Here is a 16516-nt window from a genome sequence, read left to right as displayed (position 1 = left end):
CCTTTTATTTTGCTCCAAAAAATGTTTTAAGGCGATTGCGAAAATGCTGTTTTTTAGCTACGGTCAATTCTTGATTTGCCTCAGAAATAAAGCGAGTATGGTTTTCACTTTTGAGCCAAGTAAGAAAATTACTAAAAACTTTTATTCTTTGTTCCCAATGCGAAAGCCCTTTTTTTCGAATGCTTTGTTGCGGCGCATCGTAATAATTTAACAGCGGTGAAGCGAGGTAGCAAAAATCGGAAAGTGTAGCAACCTTCAACCATAAAGCGTAATCCTCCAAGGCAGTTAATTCAACTCCTTCGGGAAAGCCTCCAATTTTGTCCAATAGCGATTTATGAACCAATGCACTGCTACAGATAACGTAGTTAGTTTTTTTTAATACATCAAAAGAAAGATTGGAATCGACAAGTTCAAGAAACAGCTCAGGTGCGCTATCTTTTGATTTTATTTTAAATGCATTGGTGCAGGAAGCTTTTAAACCGGATTCGTTTATACACTTAAGTTGTGATTCGATTTTATGAGGAAGCCATTCATCATCATCATCCAGGAATGCAATCCAATTCCCACTACTTTTTAAAATTCCTATATTGCGTGGAATTGCCGGTCTGCCGTTTTTTCCGCAATCCAACCAACTAATTTTTTCGTTTTTTAAAGCGGTTACTTTATTGTGTGAGTCATCGGTTGATCCATCATCACAAATCAATATTTCATGTACCGGATAGCTTTGTGCGAGCACACTTTTTATTGCCCTTATTAATTGAGAACTTCTGTTATAGGTGGGAATAATTACCGATACTGATTCCATGCTTAGCGCAGCACATGTTTCTTGTAGATATCCATCCAAGTGGCCAATAAAATCAGTTCACTTTCGCCTTTATCCACCAAAAAATCGGATAAATAGTTTTCAGTGATGGTATAAAAATCAGCCGGTGATAATTCTATATTTTTTTTTGCTCCAATCACTTCCACATTATAAGTCCCCTTCCAGCCATTCGTCTTAATTTCATTTATTTCGAATCCAAAAAGAGATATAAATTTTGAAAGCGATTTGGGTGTATGTCCTTCATAATGCACCGCCCAATGCGCTTCTTGTGAACCAAATATATGGCGTAATGCTACTGCACGTGCCGATGCACTGCTAAACCTGCTTAATGCTACCTTCCCTGTTTTTTCAAAATCAGGCACCTCAATATGAACCACACCTCCGGGCTTTAACCAATGGAACCAATTGCTAAGTAAAGCACACGTTACCGGCCGAGAAAAATGTTCAAAAACATGGTGCAAACGTACTTCATCAATCGTGTTTGCAGGATAGTTTAACTCCGTTAAATTGGCCAATTCATCGGCAACACTTTTTTGTTGCACACTGTGTTCACTCATTGGATAATCAATATTTACATATCCTTCAAAGTATTTTTGACCGCAGCCTAAATGTAATTTCATGAACGAGTTGTTTGTTTTTATTTACAGAAACTGCATTGTTTTTACAGTTTACTAATTTCTACTTTCGATTGATTTAGTATTAATCCACTCTTCGAATTTACTATTCGTTTATCATTTATCAAATCTGATACATCCGAGATTACAATGTTTACCAAATTGTCGACATAATGAAATGTAACTTCATGCTGCGAAAGCCCTATCAAAATTTTGTAATTTCCGGAAGCAAGCATAATGTCGTCGAAAACAAATACCGCCTCATACTTTCCTTTGCTGCTGCTTTTTGCCTCACTCCAAGTGGTGCGAAATGCAAGATCCATCATCGTAACTATTCCAATGCCAATCACAAATGCCGGTAAATCTTTGTTCAAGGTAAATAAAACGCGCACTTGCCAACCTCTCCCAATTGGAATTTCGCTTATTTTATTTCCGGAAGTATCTTCTATTATAGCTTGTGTTGCATACCCATTAAGCGATTCAAAATTTTCGGGTAAGGGAATGTCAAACGTAGATGCCCCGCTGGCTGCCGAATCGAGGTAATATTTTACTACTTCGTTGGTTTCTCCGCTCTTTATCAGACTACCTTTATGCAATAGGATACTTCTGTTACAAAGCTTCTGAATGGCTTCCATTTGGTGGCTCACAAACAAAATAGTGCGACCGCTGTCGGAAACATCTTTCATTTTACCTAGGCATTTTTTCTGAAATTCAGCATCTCCAACAGCCAGCACTTCGTCCACAATTAAGATGTCGGGTTCCAAGTGGGCTGCCACCGCAAACGCAAGTCGCACGTACATTCCGCTGCTATAGCGCTTTACAGGAGTATCTAAAAATTTTTCAATTTCTGCGAAAGCAATTATTTCATCAAATTTTTTATTGATTTCCGTTTTGGTCATCCCTAAAATGGAACCATTTAAATAGATGTTTTCACGGCCTGATAAATCGCCATGAAATCCTGTTCCTACTTCCAATAAGGAAGCAACACGTCCAAATAATTCAATACGGCCTGATGTTGGAGGAGTGATGCGCGAGAGTATTTTTAATAAGGTTGATTTACCGGCGCCGTTTCTGCCTATAATTCCAACTCTGTCGCCTTCCTTTATGTCGAAGCTAACATCTCGGAGTGCCCAAAATTCCTCTGTTTTTTTTTTCCGTGTTAAGTTTTTAAAATTTCTTAATTGAGCGCCAAGTGTGCCATATAGCGTATCACTCTTGGGAGCAAGACTTTTATTAAGCAAATAACGCTTGCTTAAGTTTTCTACTTTTATGATGGTATTTTTTTCCACGTTAGATGTAGTCAACGAAGCTGCGTTCAAATTTAAAGAAATACTTTATTCCAATTCCTAAAAACAAAAATGAAACAACAATCGACAAAATAAAATAATTCATATTGTAAATGGCATCACCACCAAACAAACAATATTTAAATCCATCAATAGCACCCACCATTGGATTCAGGCAAAATAGCAGATGCAAATAGGAGGGAAGTCGATCTAAATAATAATGTGTCGAAAAAATAACCGGACTCACATACATTCCGAATTGAATTATAACCGGAACAATAAATTTTACATCACGGTATTTGACATTGATGGTGGCAAAGTATAAACCAATGCCAAAGCCATTTATAAGTGTGAGTAATACAAATAGGGGTGCGAAGATGATTTGCCACTGCACCGTTTGTCCGGCTATAACAAATAGCACAATCAAAATTATTAGCGAAATCGCAAAATCCACCAAACATACCAAAATGCTGCTGAGCGGAATAATAATTTTAGGAAAATACACTTTTGAAAAGAGGTTGGCATTTCCTAAAATGGAATTACTTACATCGTTAAACACATTCGAAAACAATTGCCACAAAAGCATAGCCGAAGCTACATATACAAAATTTGTTGCAGCATTTTCACTGTTGTTAATCTTGCTCGAAATGTATCCGAAAATTAGAATACTGATTAGCGGTTTAAACAAAGCCCACACTATTCCAATATAGGCTTGTTTGTATCGAATTAAAAAATCGCGTTTCGCCAAGTTACTGAGCAAACTCTTATAGTTTAAAATCTCCTTAATCGAAAAAAAGGAATTTAACGAGGAGTCTATTATCGTTTTCTCAGTTCTCAAATGAATAACATGCTAAGGGTTATTTCGCATAATTAACAGCTCGCGTTTCGCGGATAACGGTAATTTTAACCTGTCCCGGGTAGGTCATTTCAGTTTGAATTTTTTGAGAAATATCAAAAGAAAGTGTTTCAGCTTCTTTGTCGGAAATTTTTTCGCTTTCAACCAACACACGTAATTCACGCCCCGCTTGAATAGCATACGTTTTTAATACTCCCGGATAACCCAATGCAAGGGCTTCCAAATCTTTTAAGCGTTTAATATAGCTTTCAGCAATTTCGCGGCGTGCGCCCGGACGTGAACCACTTATAGCATCGCATACTTGCACAATGGGAGAAATTAAACTGGTCATTTCAATTTCATCGTGATGGGCGCCAATGGCATTAATAACATCGGGATGTTCTTTGTGTTTTTCGGCTAGCTTCATACCCAAAATAGCATGTGGAACTTCGGGTGAATCGTCAGGCACTTTCCCAATATCGTGCAATAATCCGGCACGTTTGGCTAGTTTCACATTCAGTCCAAGTTCTGTTGCCATGATGGCACAAAGGTTAGCCACTTCGCGGGAGTGTTGCAATAAATTTTGACCGTAAGAAGAGCGGTATTTCATACGCCCCACCATGCGAATTAATTCGGGAGCTAAGCCATGTATTCCTAAATCAATAGTTGTTCGCTTACCAATTTCAATAATTTCTTCTTCAATTTGTTTTTTGGTTTTTTCTACCACTTCTTCGATACGCGCGGGATGTATACGACCATCGGTAACGAGCGCATGTAAACTCAATCGAGCAATTTCGCGACGCACCGGATCAAATCCCGAAAGGATAATTGCTTCAGGAGTGTCGTCTACAATAATTTCGATGCCGGTAGCAGCTTCCAAGGCACGGATATTACGGCCTTCACGACCAATAATTCTACCTTTCATTTCATCGCTTTCGATGTTAAAAATGGAAACCGAATTTTCAACTGCATGCTCGGTAGCTACGCGTTGAATAGTTTGAATAACAATCTTCTTCGCTTCTTTACTGGCGGTTAACTTGGCTTCTTCGGCAATGTCTTTGATGTGTGCCATGGCTTGGGTTTTGGCTTCAGCTTTTAATGCTTCCACCAATTGATTGCGGGCATCTTCTTTACTTAATCCAGCAATAACTTCCAGCTGTTCAACTTGTCGCTTGTGCGATTTATCTAGGTCAGCCTGCTTTTTAGTAACTACTTCCAATTGCACAGTAAGGTTCTCTTTCAGGGCATTTGCTTCATTTTGCTTGCGCTGAAGCTCTTCCATTTTTTGTGAAGCGGCTTGTTCCTTTTGTTTGATGCGGTTTTCAGCAACTTGAATTTGATTGTTTTTTTCGTTGATGGATTTTTCGTGTTCTGCTTTTAATTGTAAAAACTTTTCTTTTGCTTGAAGCATTTTTTCTTTTTTCATCACTTCTCCTTCCGCTTCAGCGTCTTTCAACACCTGCTGGCTTTTCGCCTCCAGTGCTTTTTTTAACATTGTATTGGCCAGTAAAATCCCAACAACCAGGCAAGCCACACCAACACAAATAATAATAATAATATTCATCATTTTAAATTAGGTATAAAAATAATTAAACATAAATGGTGCATTTCACATTCCCCGAAATGCCTGGGTAAACCCATTTTGAAAGCTTCTCGCCCTCAAAAACAAAAAAATCGTGTTGGAAATATAACCCAATGCAGAATGCAATTGGGTAGATTTAATGTTTAAACGCTACCTAGATACAAGGCTCTTTTAAAACATTAATCGATAGACATGCACTAATTACGCCTTATTCAGGTAATCAGAAACGTAGCGCTCGAGTTCAATTAGTTGATTAGTCAAGTTGGAGTTTATTCCCGTTTCCTGCGCTGCTTGTTGCGTTTTAACAACCTGAGTAGCAAGTTGCAAGGCACTCATAGCAAGTAAATCTTGCTTATTATTAACGGAATAATTTTTCTCGTATTCGTTCACTTGTTGATTAATCAAGTCGGCAGCTTTGCGAACTATTTCTTCCTCTTCCTTTTTAATGGTAAGCGGATACTCGCGGCTGACAATTTTTATTTTAATTGAAACTTCCGGCATTTGCTTTTAGATTTTTAAGTGGTGCTCAACCTTGTCAATCCTACCACCTTACTCGTCTTTTACGTTTTGTTACTTGTTTATCAGCGCAATGCACTCATCAATTTCCTTCACTAAATCGTTTATCTTATTCTTATTCTCCATTTTAGCGGATGAATCCCCCACCGATAAACGGGCAGAGTTTTGTAATTCCAGATTTAAATTTTCCAACTCCTTAATTCGTTTGGTTTGCGTATCAAGGCTATGTAAATAGTTTGTTTTTTCAAAAAGCAGCTGAGTGTTTTCCTCCTCATGCTTTTTATGCAAATGTATTAATTTTTCGATTTTAGATTGCAGGCTGGCTACAACTCTTTCCAACTCATTCATACACTTTATTTTGAACGAAGTGCAAAGCTACTAAAAAACTGGCGTTTTTACAAGGTGGTGGCGCTAATCGCATTTACTTAATGAAGCGATTCTTGATTTTTCTATAATATTCTTCCGTTTCAGGAATGATTTTAAGGCTATGAATTGCTATCCCGTATATGAAACTGATTATGAGGGATCGATAAATAATATCAAGAATTGAATTGTTCAGCTTCGGAAGGAGGAAATTTAAGGCAAAGCAACTGATTATTAGAATTACTACCAACACAATATTTTTATCGAAGGGCTGCATTTTATAGCGCAGGTATAAAAAAATGTATTTGGAACCATTGTATAAAATGGCTGCAATTGCATTTGATAAGGCTGCTCCAATTAAGCCATAGCGTGGAATAAGAAGTACATTTAAGAGGATGGTAACAAAAAACAACATCAATAACATAACTAATCCCGCCTTGTATTTTTTACTTAAAAAAATAATGCTGCTGTTAACTCCTGTTGAAACATTAATTAAGCTTCCCAAACTAATAATACCAACCACATCCACAATTTGACGGTAAGCCACAGGCAGTAAATTTTGAACCGACTGTATGTTGATGTTGATGCCTATAAAAAGTAAACCGCCAATTACCATTAAATACTTGGTACTTTGGTAATACACTTTAGTGAGTTCAGCAATATTTCCGTTTTCCCATTCCTTACCGATGGCCGGGTTCGATATTTTTTCGATGGCAGCTAAAGGGGCTTCAATTACTGTAGGGATAAGTGCGGCAATAGCATACACGCCAACCGATGCAAGTGGTAGATACATCCCAATAATTACCGAATCTACATAACGCAATCCAATGCCTGCTATGGCCGCAATCGAAAAAAGCAAACCATACTCCACCAATGTTTTAACATTGTTTTCTTCAAAAAATGGCCAATTGATTTTTAAACTGGGGGTATCAATCTTGAAAATGTAAAAAAGTAAGGCAAGAACTTGAGCACCATATATTAATACAAACAACAATACCAAAGCGTCCAAATTAATCCATTTTAAAAAATAGCAACTGAATAAAATAAGCGAAATAACCCTAATTAAAATGTCATTTAAAAAAACAGGGAAAGTGGTTCTAAACAAGGAGGCGCAATAACTCGTAAAAACCGAAACCAAAGCAATAAAAAATGACAATGGAAAAACATACATAAAGTAATCGGCAAATAACTTTGACTGCTTACTATATTGAGCAATAAAAAAGGGTTTAAAATAAAGCAGCAACAACGAAACAACCGCTATACCAAGTAATGGAAAGAGTATCAAAAAGCCAAAATAGCCATGATGTCCTTTTGACCTATCGCTAAAAAGCGAGAAAAAGCGAATAGTAACATTACTTATGCCTAATGGAATAATAGTAGCTACAACTACTGAAAAGGAGTAAAGTATCCGTGTAAGACCAAGCTCTTCGGGCTTTAGAAGCAGTGGTTGCAATACAACTAGGCTTATAAAACCAATAAGAATACCTGAGTAAGAAATAAGTGTATTCTTTATGCCTTGCTTTTTTATTATTCCCAATGTGATGTTGTGTTGAAAATTAAGATTGAGGGTTTTAACGATTATAATCAGCGTAAATCCACAAAATCCGCGTCATCCGCGTTCTATTACATTTTAAATTATCTTTGTTGGCAAACCAAAAATTTTGTGAACTCCGCTAATCTAAAAATTATTTTCTACAAAATTCGCTGGCTGCTTTGGGACAAAAGTACATCGCTTTTTGATTTTTTGGGCTATCAACTCACAGCAACACCTAAAAAGAATTCAACATCAGTTGCTGCGCGTAAAACAGTTGTATTTGTTGGTGAATTTCTACCTCCACGTATTCCTCGCATGGCTAAATGGTTGAAACGAGAAGGCGATTTTTATTTTATTTTAGTATGTCATCAGCGCGGTTTTGTTGAAAAATATACCGATGCAAGTTTTGATGAAACACTACTTTTTCGAAATAATTGGCATTTAAAACGCATCTTAAAATCTATAACACACATTGATTTAGTGCATGGATTTGCGCCAAAAAGTTACTATTGCAATGTAGCACGTAAAAGTGTGAAAGCGCCTTATGTTCATGACATGCAAGATGTGTACGCCACCTATTACGGATTACATCCCAACTTAAATTGGCTTAAAATGGAATTGCCGCATGAAAAGGAATGTTTGCAAATGGCCGATGGGGTGGTAGCACATTGTTTAGAAGCAAATGTGGCATTTCGCAAGTATGAAATTAAGCCGAAACCCAAAACGCTTTTTTTTCCTTTGTATTGCGACGATGATTTTTTTCAAATCCATACTAAAAGCTTTAACCCCAATGAAATTCACCTAGTTTACGCCGGTGGAGTGGCCGGAAGTCATCGCAATCCAAAGCAATATGGTAACATTCAGTTTCACGGCTTAATTGAAACCTTAAGTAATCAAAAAATTCACTTTCACATATATCCCTCCCCATCCAACATTCGTGCGGATTATGAAGAATATGAAAAGATTGCAAATCAAAACTCATTTTTTCATTTTCACAGTGCAGTGGCCCAACACGATTTGGCCAAAGAGTTAGGCAAGTATGATTTTGGGATATTGCCTTTTTTTAAAGAATTATCAGAACAATCCGCCGATAAGTTAAGATATGCAACTACCTTAAAGTTGTTTAATTATCTAGAGGCCGGTATACCTATACTAGTTTCAAAGGATATTGTTTATCAAGCTTGGTTGGTGGAACGATACAAAATTGGAAGTGCAATTTCTTTGGATGATTTGAAAACACTTAGCGCACATATTGCAAACAAAGATTATTCTAATTTTATGTTGGCAATAGAAAGCACGCGAAAGCACTTATCCATTAAAAAAAATATTGACAGATTAATTCGTTTTTATTCAACTTTTGATTAAGTTGGACTATTCAAATTTGAAATAAATAAAATCTTAGCCTATCATAATCATCTTAAAAAATCAGCGTGTTATTAATATAAAAATATGAAAACAATTATCGTAGGAGCCAGAGCAGACGGGCATGCCAAAGTAGTGTTGGAAATATTACTTGCCATGAAACAGTTTGATATTGCCGGTTTTATTGATGACGATGAAAATAAAATAGGTGAAACCATTCGGGGTTATGAAGTGATAGGAACCATGCAGCAGTTGCCGGAGTTGATGAAAAAATTAACTATTTCAAAAGGTATTGTTGCCATTGGACACAACGCTATGCGCCGCAATCTAACCCAAAAATTAATTCATTCGGGAATTGAAGTAATAAATGCCATTCATCCAACTGCGCATTTCGACAGCGATGTGCAAATTGGCTATGGCTGTTACATCGCCCAAGGCGTGATTGTAGTAACCGGAACTAAAATTGGGAACAGTGTTAATATTCATACTGCAGCAACCATCGATCACGACAATATTATTGAAGACGGCGCTAACATCGCACCCGGAGTGCATACCGCCGGTAGAGTAAAAATAGGTAAAGATGCTTTTTTAGGAGCCGGGACGATTGTTATTCCGGATATAGTTATTGGCGAAGCTGCTATAACCGGTGCAGGTTCAGTAATTGTTAGAAATGTTGCGGAGTATACTCAAGTAATTGGTGTTCCTGGCAAATTTGCCAGAAACTTAATTTAATTCCAATCACTTTTATAGTCTTTATACTTTAAATTTCAATTACTTCAGAAGGATTTTTTTAACATCAAGACTGTTATGCTGCGCATCTAGTAATCGAACATAATATGTCCCATTTATACTCCAGCTAGAAATATTTATATTGGAAACTAACTGTTGCAAAACAGGAGTTGTAAATACAATCTGGCCAAATGTGTCCTCAATTTGTAATGTGCATCCAGTTAGTGAAGTGAAGTTACTACAATCAATATTTATATAATCATGAGATGGATTTGGGTATACGGATATTGAGTTACCATTACAATGTCCGTTCCCATTCCCATGACCGTTCCCATTTCCATGGCCATGTCCGTGCCCGTGCCCGTGTCCATGTCCATGTCCATGGCAATTATTGATAACCAATGTATCAGTAACTGTAATATAAACTGTGTCTGTTAGGGTAACGTAATTTGTGTCTGTCACTAAAACATAGTTTGTATCAGTGATTAAGACATAATTGGTATCAGAAATCGTCACATAATTCGTATCTATAATAGAAATATAATTAGTATCCGTTAGCGTTACATAGTTGGTATCAGTCAGTGTTACATAATTAGTGTCGGTAACAGAATTAATGCAAGTGTCTGAAATAGCTATTGAAGCAATATTTGAAGTATCACCACAACTCCCAGTTGTGGCTAATACCCTAAATACTTGAGCATGATTTGAAAGTGCTAAGTTGTTAATAGCGAGATTGTTAGTATTGGCGCCTGAGTAGTTCTGATTATTATTAACATTCTGCCAGCCGAGATTCAAAGGATTAGTTTGCCATTGAATTATTGTGCCGGATGATACATTGGTGCTAAATTGAACTTGACCACCTATGTTAGCAGTTGCCATGCTTGGGGTGATTATAGTATTTGAAGTGATTGTACCAAGATATAGGTCCTTAATTTCACAAACTGTCAATTCTCGATTCCAGATTCCTATATCATCCAATTTCCCTTTATAATAATATGGAACATAATTATCAACATAAGCCACACCAAAAAACAATTCAGATGCAGCTGGAATTGTGCTCAATAAATTTCCGATGTTTGCCAAATCAGTCTGTTCAATTCCATTCACATAAAGATGAGCTTCATTGTTTTTATATATGCCAACCACATGATACCACTGATTAACATTAGTTGCAGTAGACATTACACTCACATAATGTGCGTTGGGTGGACTTGGTTGACCATGTACGCATTGAAACTTTGAAGACACCGTTCTTAAAGAAAGGTGATTTACTGGTTTTTTTCCAATATCAATGCCTGTATATTGGTTACTGTTACTTAAACTTTGCGCAACACTAAACCAGGCTGAAATAGTAATTGCATTTTGGACATCTGGATTTAAGACATTACCCAATGTTATTGAATTATTTATCCCGTTAAAAGCAAATGCTGCATTAACATTACCTGTTCTGTCTGTTGTTAAAGTGGCCCCGTTGACAGCACCATTGTGAGAGTTACCACTTTCATCGTTTGCATTTCCATTAAATGGCCACCATCCGATAAGATTATTTGATGGCACGTAGGATGGAACGCTGATTGCAGGGAGCTGCATAGCAACTCTGTTTGTTTGTGCTATAGAATTAACCGAGAAAACAATAGCGATAAAAAACAGAATAGATAAGTAGGGAGATTTCATATCTAAATTAGATTTAATAATGATTTATAATTCTTCATTAACAAATATATTGTTTTATTCTAATAAACCCTAATAATCGTTTTATATGAATTCATCTATCTTTTTTTTAAATCACTCTAATAAATCTAAACAATTACCTTTCTTAAAGTATCTTACTTTACGTTATATTTGCGCCCTTAAAAAAATGAAAATGTTTCTACAACTCTTGAGAAAGGAATTAATTTTAAATACTTCAAATTATTATACCGATAATTTTGATTTTAATGCCCGCCCCAAAGGTGCTCCATTGCACAAGCAGGTAATTAATTTCCTAAAACGCATTTTTTATAATCAGTATGTATTAGGGCTGCTTTTAAGAAACGATTTCTTTTATAAAACAGTTTTTTTAAGCGGCATGTATAAATTAGGGAAATACCTGGATGGCTTAAGCTTTTTGTATGATAATTTGGCGGATGAAAAATCTAAAAAGTTATTACTTCGTTTAATGGCTTTTAAAATTTTAGGATACAATAAAGTTAAACTTCCCCTTCAATCCCCTGAGTACTGGAATAAATTAAAAACCCTTGAAGGTATTCAGGATGCATCAAAAGTTATAAAATTAGACTGGTTTCCTTTTGAGCTGTATTTTATGGATATGAATAAAATCAACATTAAAGCTCAATTATATATTAATCCTAAAACTGTACTCAATACTATGGTTTTAAAGCAATACGAATATCACCTTGCCGGGAATGATTTTATAAATGCTTCTAAAGGTGATGTTGTTATTGATTTAGGCGGTTGCTATGGTGATACTGCTATCTACTTTGCTAATAATATTACACCAAGTGGAAAGGTGTATGTATATGAATTTATTCCTAGCAATTTAAAAATATTAAAACAAAATCTTGAGCTTAATGAAATATCGCAAACAGTCGAAATTGTGAATCGTCCGGTTTGGGATATTTCTGGTAAAAAGGTTTATTTTAAAGAAGCAGGTGGGGCAAGTTTAGTGAGTTTAAATCCAATCGAAAACGCCGACGGTGAAACGCTCACTACAACCATCGACGATTGGGCAAAATCAATAAATTTGCAGAAAGTTGATTTTATTAAAGCCGATATCGAAGGTGCTGAACCCTTTGCCTTGAGGGGCGCTGTGGAAACAATCAAAAAGCATAAACCTAAATTGGCACTTTCCATTTACCACAACATGGACGATTTTACTAAAATCATTAAATTTATTGATGATTTACAACTTGGATACAAATTTTACTTAGATCATTTCACAGTTTACACGAGTGAAACAGTATTGTTTGCCAGAGTTTAGTTTTAGTCCTTATTTGCGCACCTTTCTTTCATTTTTTACCCTATATTTGCACTCCGTTTTTTGAGCGTTTTTAAATTGCCAAAAAGCTAGCTGCATCACTCGATGTTACTAGTTATTTGGCATGTTGCATTTAATCAACCTTACAAATAATTGAAAATGAAAAATATATTTATTACTGGTGGGGCCGGATATGTAGGCTCGGTTTTGGTTCCAAAATTACTTTCTAAAGGATACACCGTTACAGTGCTCGACCTTATGATTTATGGCGAAGAGGTTTTGCCTCAACACGTTAATCTAACAGCTGTTAAAGGTGATATCCGTGACCAAGAACTCCTCAAAAAAATTCTGAAAGGTCAGGATGCAGTTATCCACTTGGCCTGTATCAGTAATGATCCCAGCTTTGAATTGAATCCAACTTTAGGCAAAACCATAAACCTCGATGCATTTGAACCCTTGGTTCGAATTTCGAAAGAAAGTGGTGTTCAACGCTTTATTTACGCTTCTTCTTCCAGTGTTTATGGGATTAAAGAAGAACCCAACGTTCATGAAGGAATGGAATTAGAGCCGCTTACCGATTATTCCAAATTTAAGGCAATGTGCGAAGAATTGTTGAAGCCATTTCAATCCGATGATTTCACTACCTGTACCATCCGCCCTGCAACGGTTTGTGGATATGGTAAACGTTTACGCTTAGATTTATCCGTTAATATCTTAACCAACCTCGCTATCAACAAGGGCGAAATTACCGTGTTTGGTGGCACTCAAAAGCGTCCAAACATCCACATCGAAGACATGACCGATTTGTATTGTTTGCTGTTAGAGTTGCCCAAAGAAAAAATTGCAGGAAAAATCTGGAATGCCGGTTTCGAAAACCACACCATTAGCGAAATTGCCGGAATGGTTAAAAATGTTGTAGGTCAAAATGTAAACATCGTAACTACACCAACCGATGATTTGCGCTCCTACCACATTTCATCTGCAAAAATTAAAAACGATATTGGATTTGTTGCAAAACACACCATCGAGGATGCCGCCAGCGATTTAAAAAAGGCCTTCGAGGCTGGGTTAATCCCTAACTCGCTTAGCGACGATAAATACTTCAACGTAAAATTAATGCAGCACATTCATTTGGAGTAGCTTTGGATGGAACGCTGATTATTTAGGATGATTATGATGTGATATACTAAATTAATTTTTTTAATAGTATTATAATTACGTACAATTAAGGAAGTATGTAATATGATAAATGGGAATTATAAATACTCTGAAATTAGCGATTTAATTATAAAATGCTATTTTAATGTTTATAATAAATTGGGATATGGATTTTTAGAAAAGGTGTATGAAAACGCTTTGTTTTTCGAAATTCGAAAATTGGGACTTTCTTGTTTTTCACAATATCCAATTGCTGTTTATTACGAGGAGAATAAAATAGGTCAATACTATGCTGATTTAATTGTTGATGATACTGTAATTATTGAAGTAAAGGCAGCAGAGGGATTGAGTCAAGAACATGAAAATCAATTGGTAAATTATTTAAAGGCAACTGAAATTGAAGTAGGGATGTTATTAAATTTTGGAAAGAAACCGGAATTTAGGAGGAAGGTTTTTAGCAGTGAATACAAAGCGCTAAAAAATCATAAGAGATCATAATCATCATAATTAATCAGCGTTCTATTTTAAGACATGAAAGTAAATTATATTCACCTAGGTATTCAGCATAAGGAAATTAAACAGGACATTCTTGATAGTATTGGTAAATTACTGGATAATGGGCAGTTTATCCTAGGCGAAGAAACCCAAAAATTTGAAAAACGTTTTGCCGATTTATGCCAAACCAAATACGCTATTGGAGTCGGTAACGGTACCGATACTATGATTTTAAGCATGCGCGCTTTGGGTATAGGTGCCGGCGATGAAGTAATTACAGCCCCCAATTCCTACTTAGCTTCTGCATCCAGTATTGCTTTAGCAGGAGCAACCCCTGTTTTTGCAGATGTGCGTCAAGATTATAACATCGATCCAATCGAAATCGAGCGAAAAATCACCAAAAAAACAAAAGCAATTATCCCTGTTCACCTCACCGGACGCCCGGCTGATATGGATGCCATTCTTGCTATTGCAAAGGCGCATAACTTACATGTTATCGAAGATGCAGCGCAAGCAGTAGGGGCAAAGTACAATAATAAAGCAGTGGGTTCTTTTGGCATTACAGGTTCATTTAGTCTTCACCCTTTAAAAAATTTAGCTGCCTGTGGCGATGGTGGAGTTATTACAACCAATGATGATAATTTATTCAGCTACCTTACCAAAGCCCGAACACATGGCCACAGCAGCCGCGATGAAGTAGATTTTTGGAGTTTCAATACGCGCATTGACAATTTACAAGCAGCCATTTTAAACGTAAAGTTTAATGAGTTGGATAAATGGAATAACCGCAGACGTGCCATTGCAGGTATGTATCGCGAAGGTTTAAAAAATCTACCGTTATACCTTCCAACCGATACTGAAAAAGAACATTCGGTATACCATACTTTCATTATTCAATCAGAGAGGAGAGATGCATTGATGAAATTTTTAAGCGAACAAGGCATAGATACCAAAATCCATTATCCGGTACCTATTCACTTGCAAAAGGCTGCTAGCTATTTGGGTTACAAAAAGGGAGATTTTCCGGTTACTGAAAAACAATGCGAAACTATATTAAGCTTGCCTGTATTTCCGCAACTTACCGATGAGGAAGTGAATTATGTAATCGAAAAAATAAATTTATTTTTTAAATAGAAAACTCACCTTCTTGAAAATAATTTAAATCATAAAAAAATCATAATCATCATAACTATTCAGGGTTCTATAAATACTAATGCCGAATCAACTACGAGATAAATTTATTGCTGCATTCGAGAGAGATAAAAGCCGGATCCAATCCTGGCTGGTTTCTTGGGATTATCAAAAGCAATTAAAAAATCGAAAATATACTTACGATAATTTATTAAATGATTTTTTTACCTTTTCAGGAAAGGAAGATTTACCGCGTTGGATGAATTGGTTTGATAAGGACTTTCCCGATTACACCAATTCCACTGAAATTGAAAAATTGGCTTTAAAAAGTTTCGAAAATGAAAAGCAAATTTTTCAAAACCTTGGTATTCCTTTTACCGATCAAAATTATTTAAAACGTGTTGGTGTAAATAATGCTCACGATTTTTTTATTCCGCAATCTTATCCGCGTGCAGCGCGATACAAAATTAAAAATGTGCTCGATTTTGGTGCCGGGTATGGCCGCCAGTCTAACCTGTGGGTAGGTAACCGGAGCGAAGGAATGTATGTCGGAGTGGATGCTATCGAATCGTCTTATTGTTTGCAAAACCTTTACTATCATAGCATTAGCGATAAGGTGAACGATTACATTGATAATCCGGATAGCTTTAAATTTGACCCCAATTTCAATGGAATTCAACATGTTCCAACATGGCGTTTCGATTTAATTCCGGATGCTTCAATGGACATGGTAATGTGTGTGCAAGTGCTGCCGGAGCTAAATTCAAAGTTGGTTCGTTTTGTAATGGATCAGTTTAAAAGGGTACTTAAACCGGGAGGTATATTATATATTCGAGATAATGCATATACTTGGAAACCGGCCGGACAAATGAATATGGAGACGTATCTGAAAAAGCTTGGATTTGAATTAGAGTTTAAAGCACATGTAATAGATATAAAAGATATTCATGGGATTCCACGTATATGGCGCAATGCCGATGAGGAAGTGAAAAAAGCACAAACAATGGATTTAAAAGCAAAAGTGAAATTAATGTATAACAACGCCGATGCAATGACCGGCGGATTATTAAAAAAAGTATCCAGCAAATTGAAATAGAGAGCAGGCTATTTC

At 36.3% G+C, this 16516-nt stretch carries 16 protein-coding genes; 7 read left to right on the top strand and 9 right to left on the bottom strand.

The genetic code is table 11. The annotated features are described in order from the left end of the window. Positions 1–4: 4 nt before the first annotated feature. The 8 genes from IPP32_11655 to IPP32_11620 all read right to left on the bottom strand — a co-directional run bounded on the left by IPP32_11655 (position 5) and on the right by IPP32_11620 (position 7556). Complete coding sequence (locus tag IPP32_11655; GenBank protein ID MBL0048737.1) at positions 5–844, bottom strand: glycosyltransferase family 2 protein; 840 nt, start codon at positions 842–844, stop codon at positions 5–7. Continuing rightward, positions 808–1443, bottom strand: a complete 636-nt coding sequence (locus IPP32_11650; protein ID MBL0048736.1) for a hypothetical protein — start codon at positions 1441–1443, stop codon at positions 808–810. Before IPP32_11650 ends, IPP32_11655 begins: the two co-directional genes overlap by 37 nt. Before the next feature lie 41 nt (positions 1444–1484). Next, positions 1485–2711, bottom strand: a complete 1227-nt coding sequence (locus IPP32_11645) for an ABC transporter ATP-binding protein (protein ID MBL0048735.1) — start codon at positions 2709–2711, stop codon at positions 1485–1487. A gap of 16 nt (positions 2712–2727) precedes the next feature. Next, positions 2728–3483, bottom strand: a complete 756-nt coding sequence (locus IPP32_11640; GenBank protein ID MBL0048734.1) for an ABC transporter permease — start codon at positions 3481–3483, stop codon at positions 2728–2730. Between the two features lie 97 nt (positions 3484–3580). Next, on the bottom strand, positions 3581–5125 hold the full coding sequence (gene rny / locus IPP32_11635) for a ribonuclease Y (GenBank protein ID MBL0048733.1): 1545 nt from the start codon (positions 5123–5125) through the stop codon (positions 3581–3583). Between the two features lie 216 nt (positions 5126–5341). After that, positions 5342–5641: a cell division protein ZapA gene (locus tag IPP32_11630; protein MBL0048732.1), complete on the bottom strand. Its 300-nt coding sequence runs from the start codon at positions 5639–5641 to the stop codon at positions 5342–5344. A 69-nt stretch (positions 5642–5710) separates the two neighbouring features. Further along, positions 5711–6004, bottom strand: a complete 294-nt coding sequence (locus IPP32_11625; GenBank protein ID MBL0048731.1) for a hypothetical protein — start codon at positions 6002–6004, stop codon at positions 5711–5713. 73 nt (positions 6005–6077) lie between these two features. After that, a complete protein-coding gene (locus IPP32_11620; GenBank protein ID MBL0048730.1) occupies positions 6078–7556 on the bottom strand; it encodes a polysaccharide biosynthesis C-terminal domain-containing protein in 1479 nt (492 codons plus the stop codon). Between the two features lie 126 nt (positions 7557–7682). On the opposite strand from IPP32_11620, the gene IPP32_11615 reads away from it, so the two are divergent. Beyond that, positions 7683–8918: a hypothetical protein gene (locus IPP32_11615; GenBank protein MBL0048729.1), complete on the top strand. Its 1236-nt coding sequence runs from the start codon at positions 7683–7685 to the stop codon at positions 8916–8918. A gap of 84 nt (positions 8919–9002) precedes the next feature. Further along, a complete protein-coding gene (locus tag IPP32_11610) occupies positions 9003–9647 on the top strand; it encodes an acetyltransferase (GenBank protein ID MBL0048728.1) in 645 nt (214 codons plus the stop codon). 39 nt (positions 9648–9686) lie between these two features. Here the strand turns inward: IPP32_11610 and IPP32_11605 are convergent, their stop codons facing one another. Further along, positions 9687–11318 (bottom strand): LamG domain-containing protein, encoded by a 1632-nt coding sequence (locus IPP32_11605; protein MBL0048727.1) that lies wholly within the window; start codon positions 11316–11318, stop codon positions 9687–9689. Positions 11319–11502: 184 nt separating this feature from the next. Here IPP32_11605 and IPP32_11600 point away from each other — a divergent pair, with 184 nt between their 5' ends. The 5 genes from IPP32_11600 (at position 11503) to IPP32_11580 (ending at position 16501) form a co-directional block, all read left to right on the top strand. Then, entirely contained in the window at positions 11503–12624 is a 1122-nt protein-coding gene (locus tag IPP32_11600; protein MBL0048726.1) for an FkbM family methyltransferase, read from the top strand. Between the two features lie 156 nt (positions 12625–12780). Then, positions 12781–13761: an SDR family oxidoreductase gene (locus IPP32_11595; GenBank protein MBL0048725.1), complete on the top strand. Its 981-nt coding sequence runs from the start codon at positions 12781–12783 to the stop codon at positions 13759–13761. 102 nt (positions 13762–13863) lie between these two features. Then, positions 13864–14277, top strand: a complete 414-nt coding sequence (locus tag IPP32_11590) for a GxxExxY protein (protein ID MBL0048724.1) — start codon at positions 13864–13866, stop codon at positions 14275–14277. Between the two features lie 33 nt (positions 14278–14310). After that, the gene (locus tag IPP32_11585; protein ID MBL0048723.1) at positions 14311–15408 is read left to right on the top strand and encodes a DegT/DnrJ/EryC1/StrS family aminotransferase; all 1098 of its coding nucleotides are present in this window, start codon (positions 14311–14313) and stop codon (positions 15406–15408) included. A 79-nt stretch (positions 15409–15487) separates the two neighbouring features. Next, positions 15488–16501: a methyltransferase domain-containing protein gene (locus IPP32_11580; GenBank protein MBL0048722.1), complete on the top strand. Its 1014-nt coding sequence runs from the start codon at positions 15488–15490 to the stop codon at positions 16499–16501. Positions 16502–16516: the final 15 nt, after the last annotated feature.

Source organism: Bacteroidota bacterium (assembly GCA_016721765.1).
In the GTDB taxonomy this organism is placed as follows: domain Bacteria; phylum Bacteroidota; class Bacteroidia; order UBA4408; family UBA4408; genus UBA4408.
This window is presented reverse-complemented; position numbering and strand designations above follow the sequence as displayed.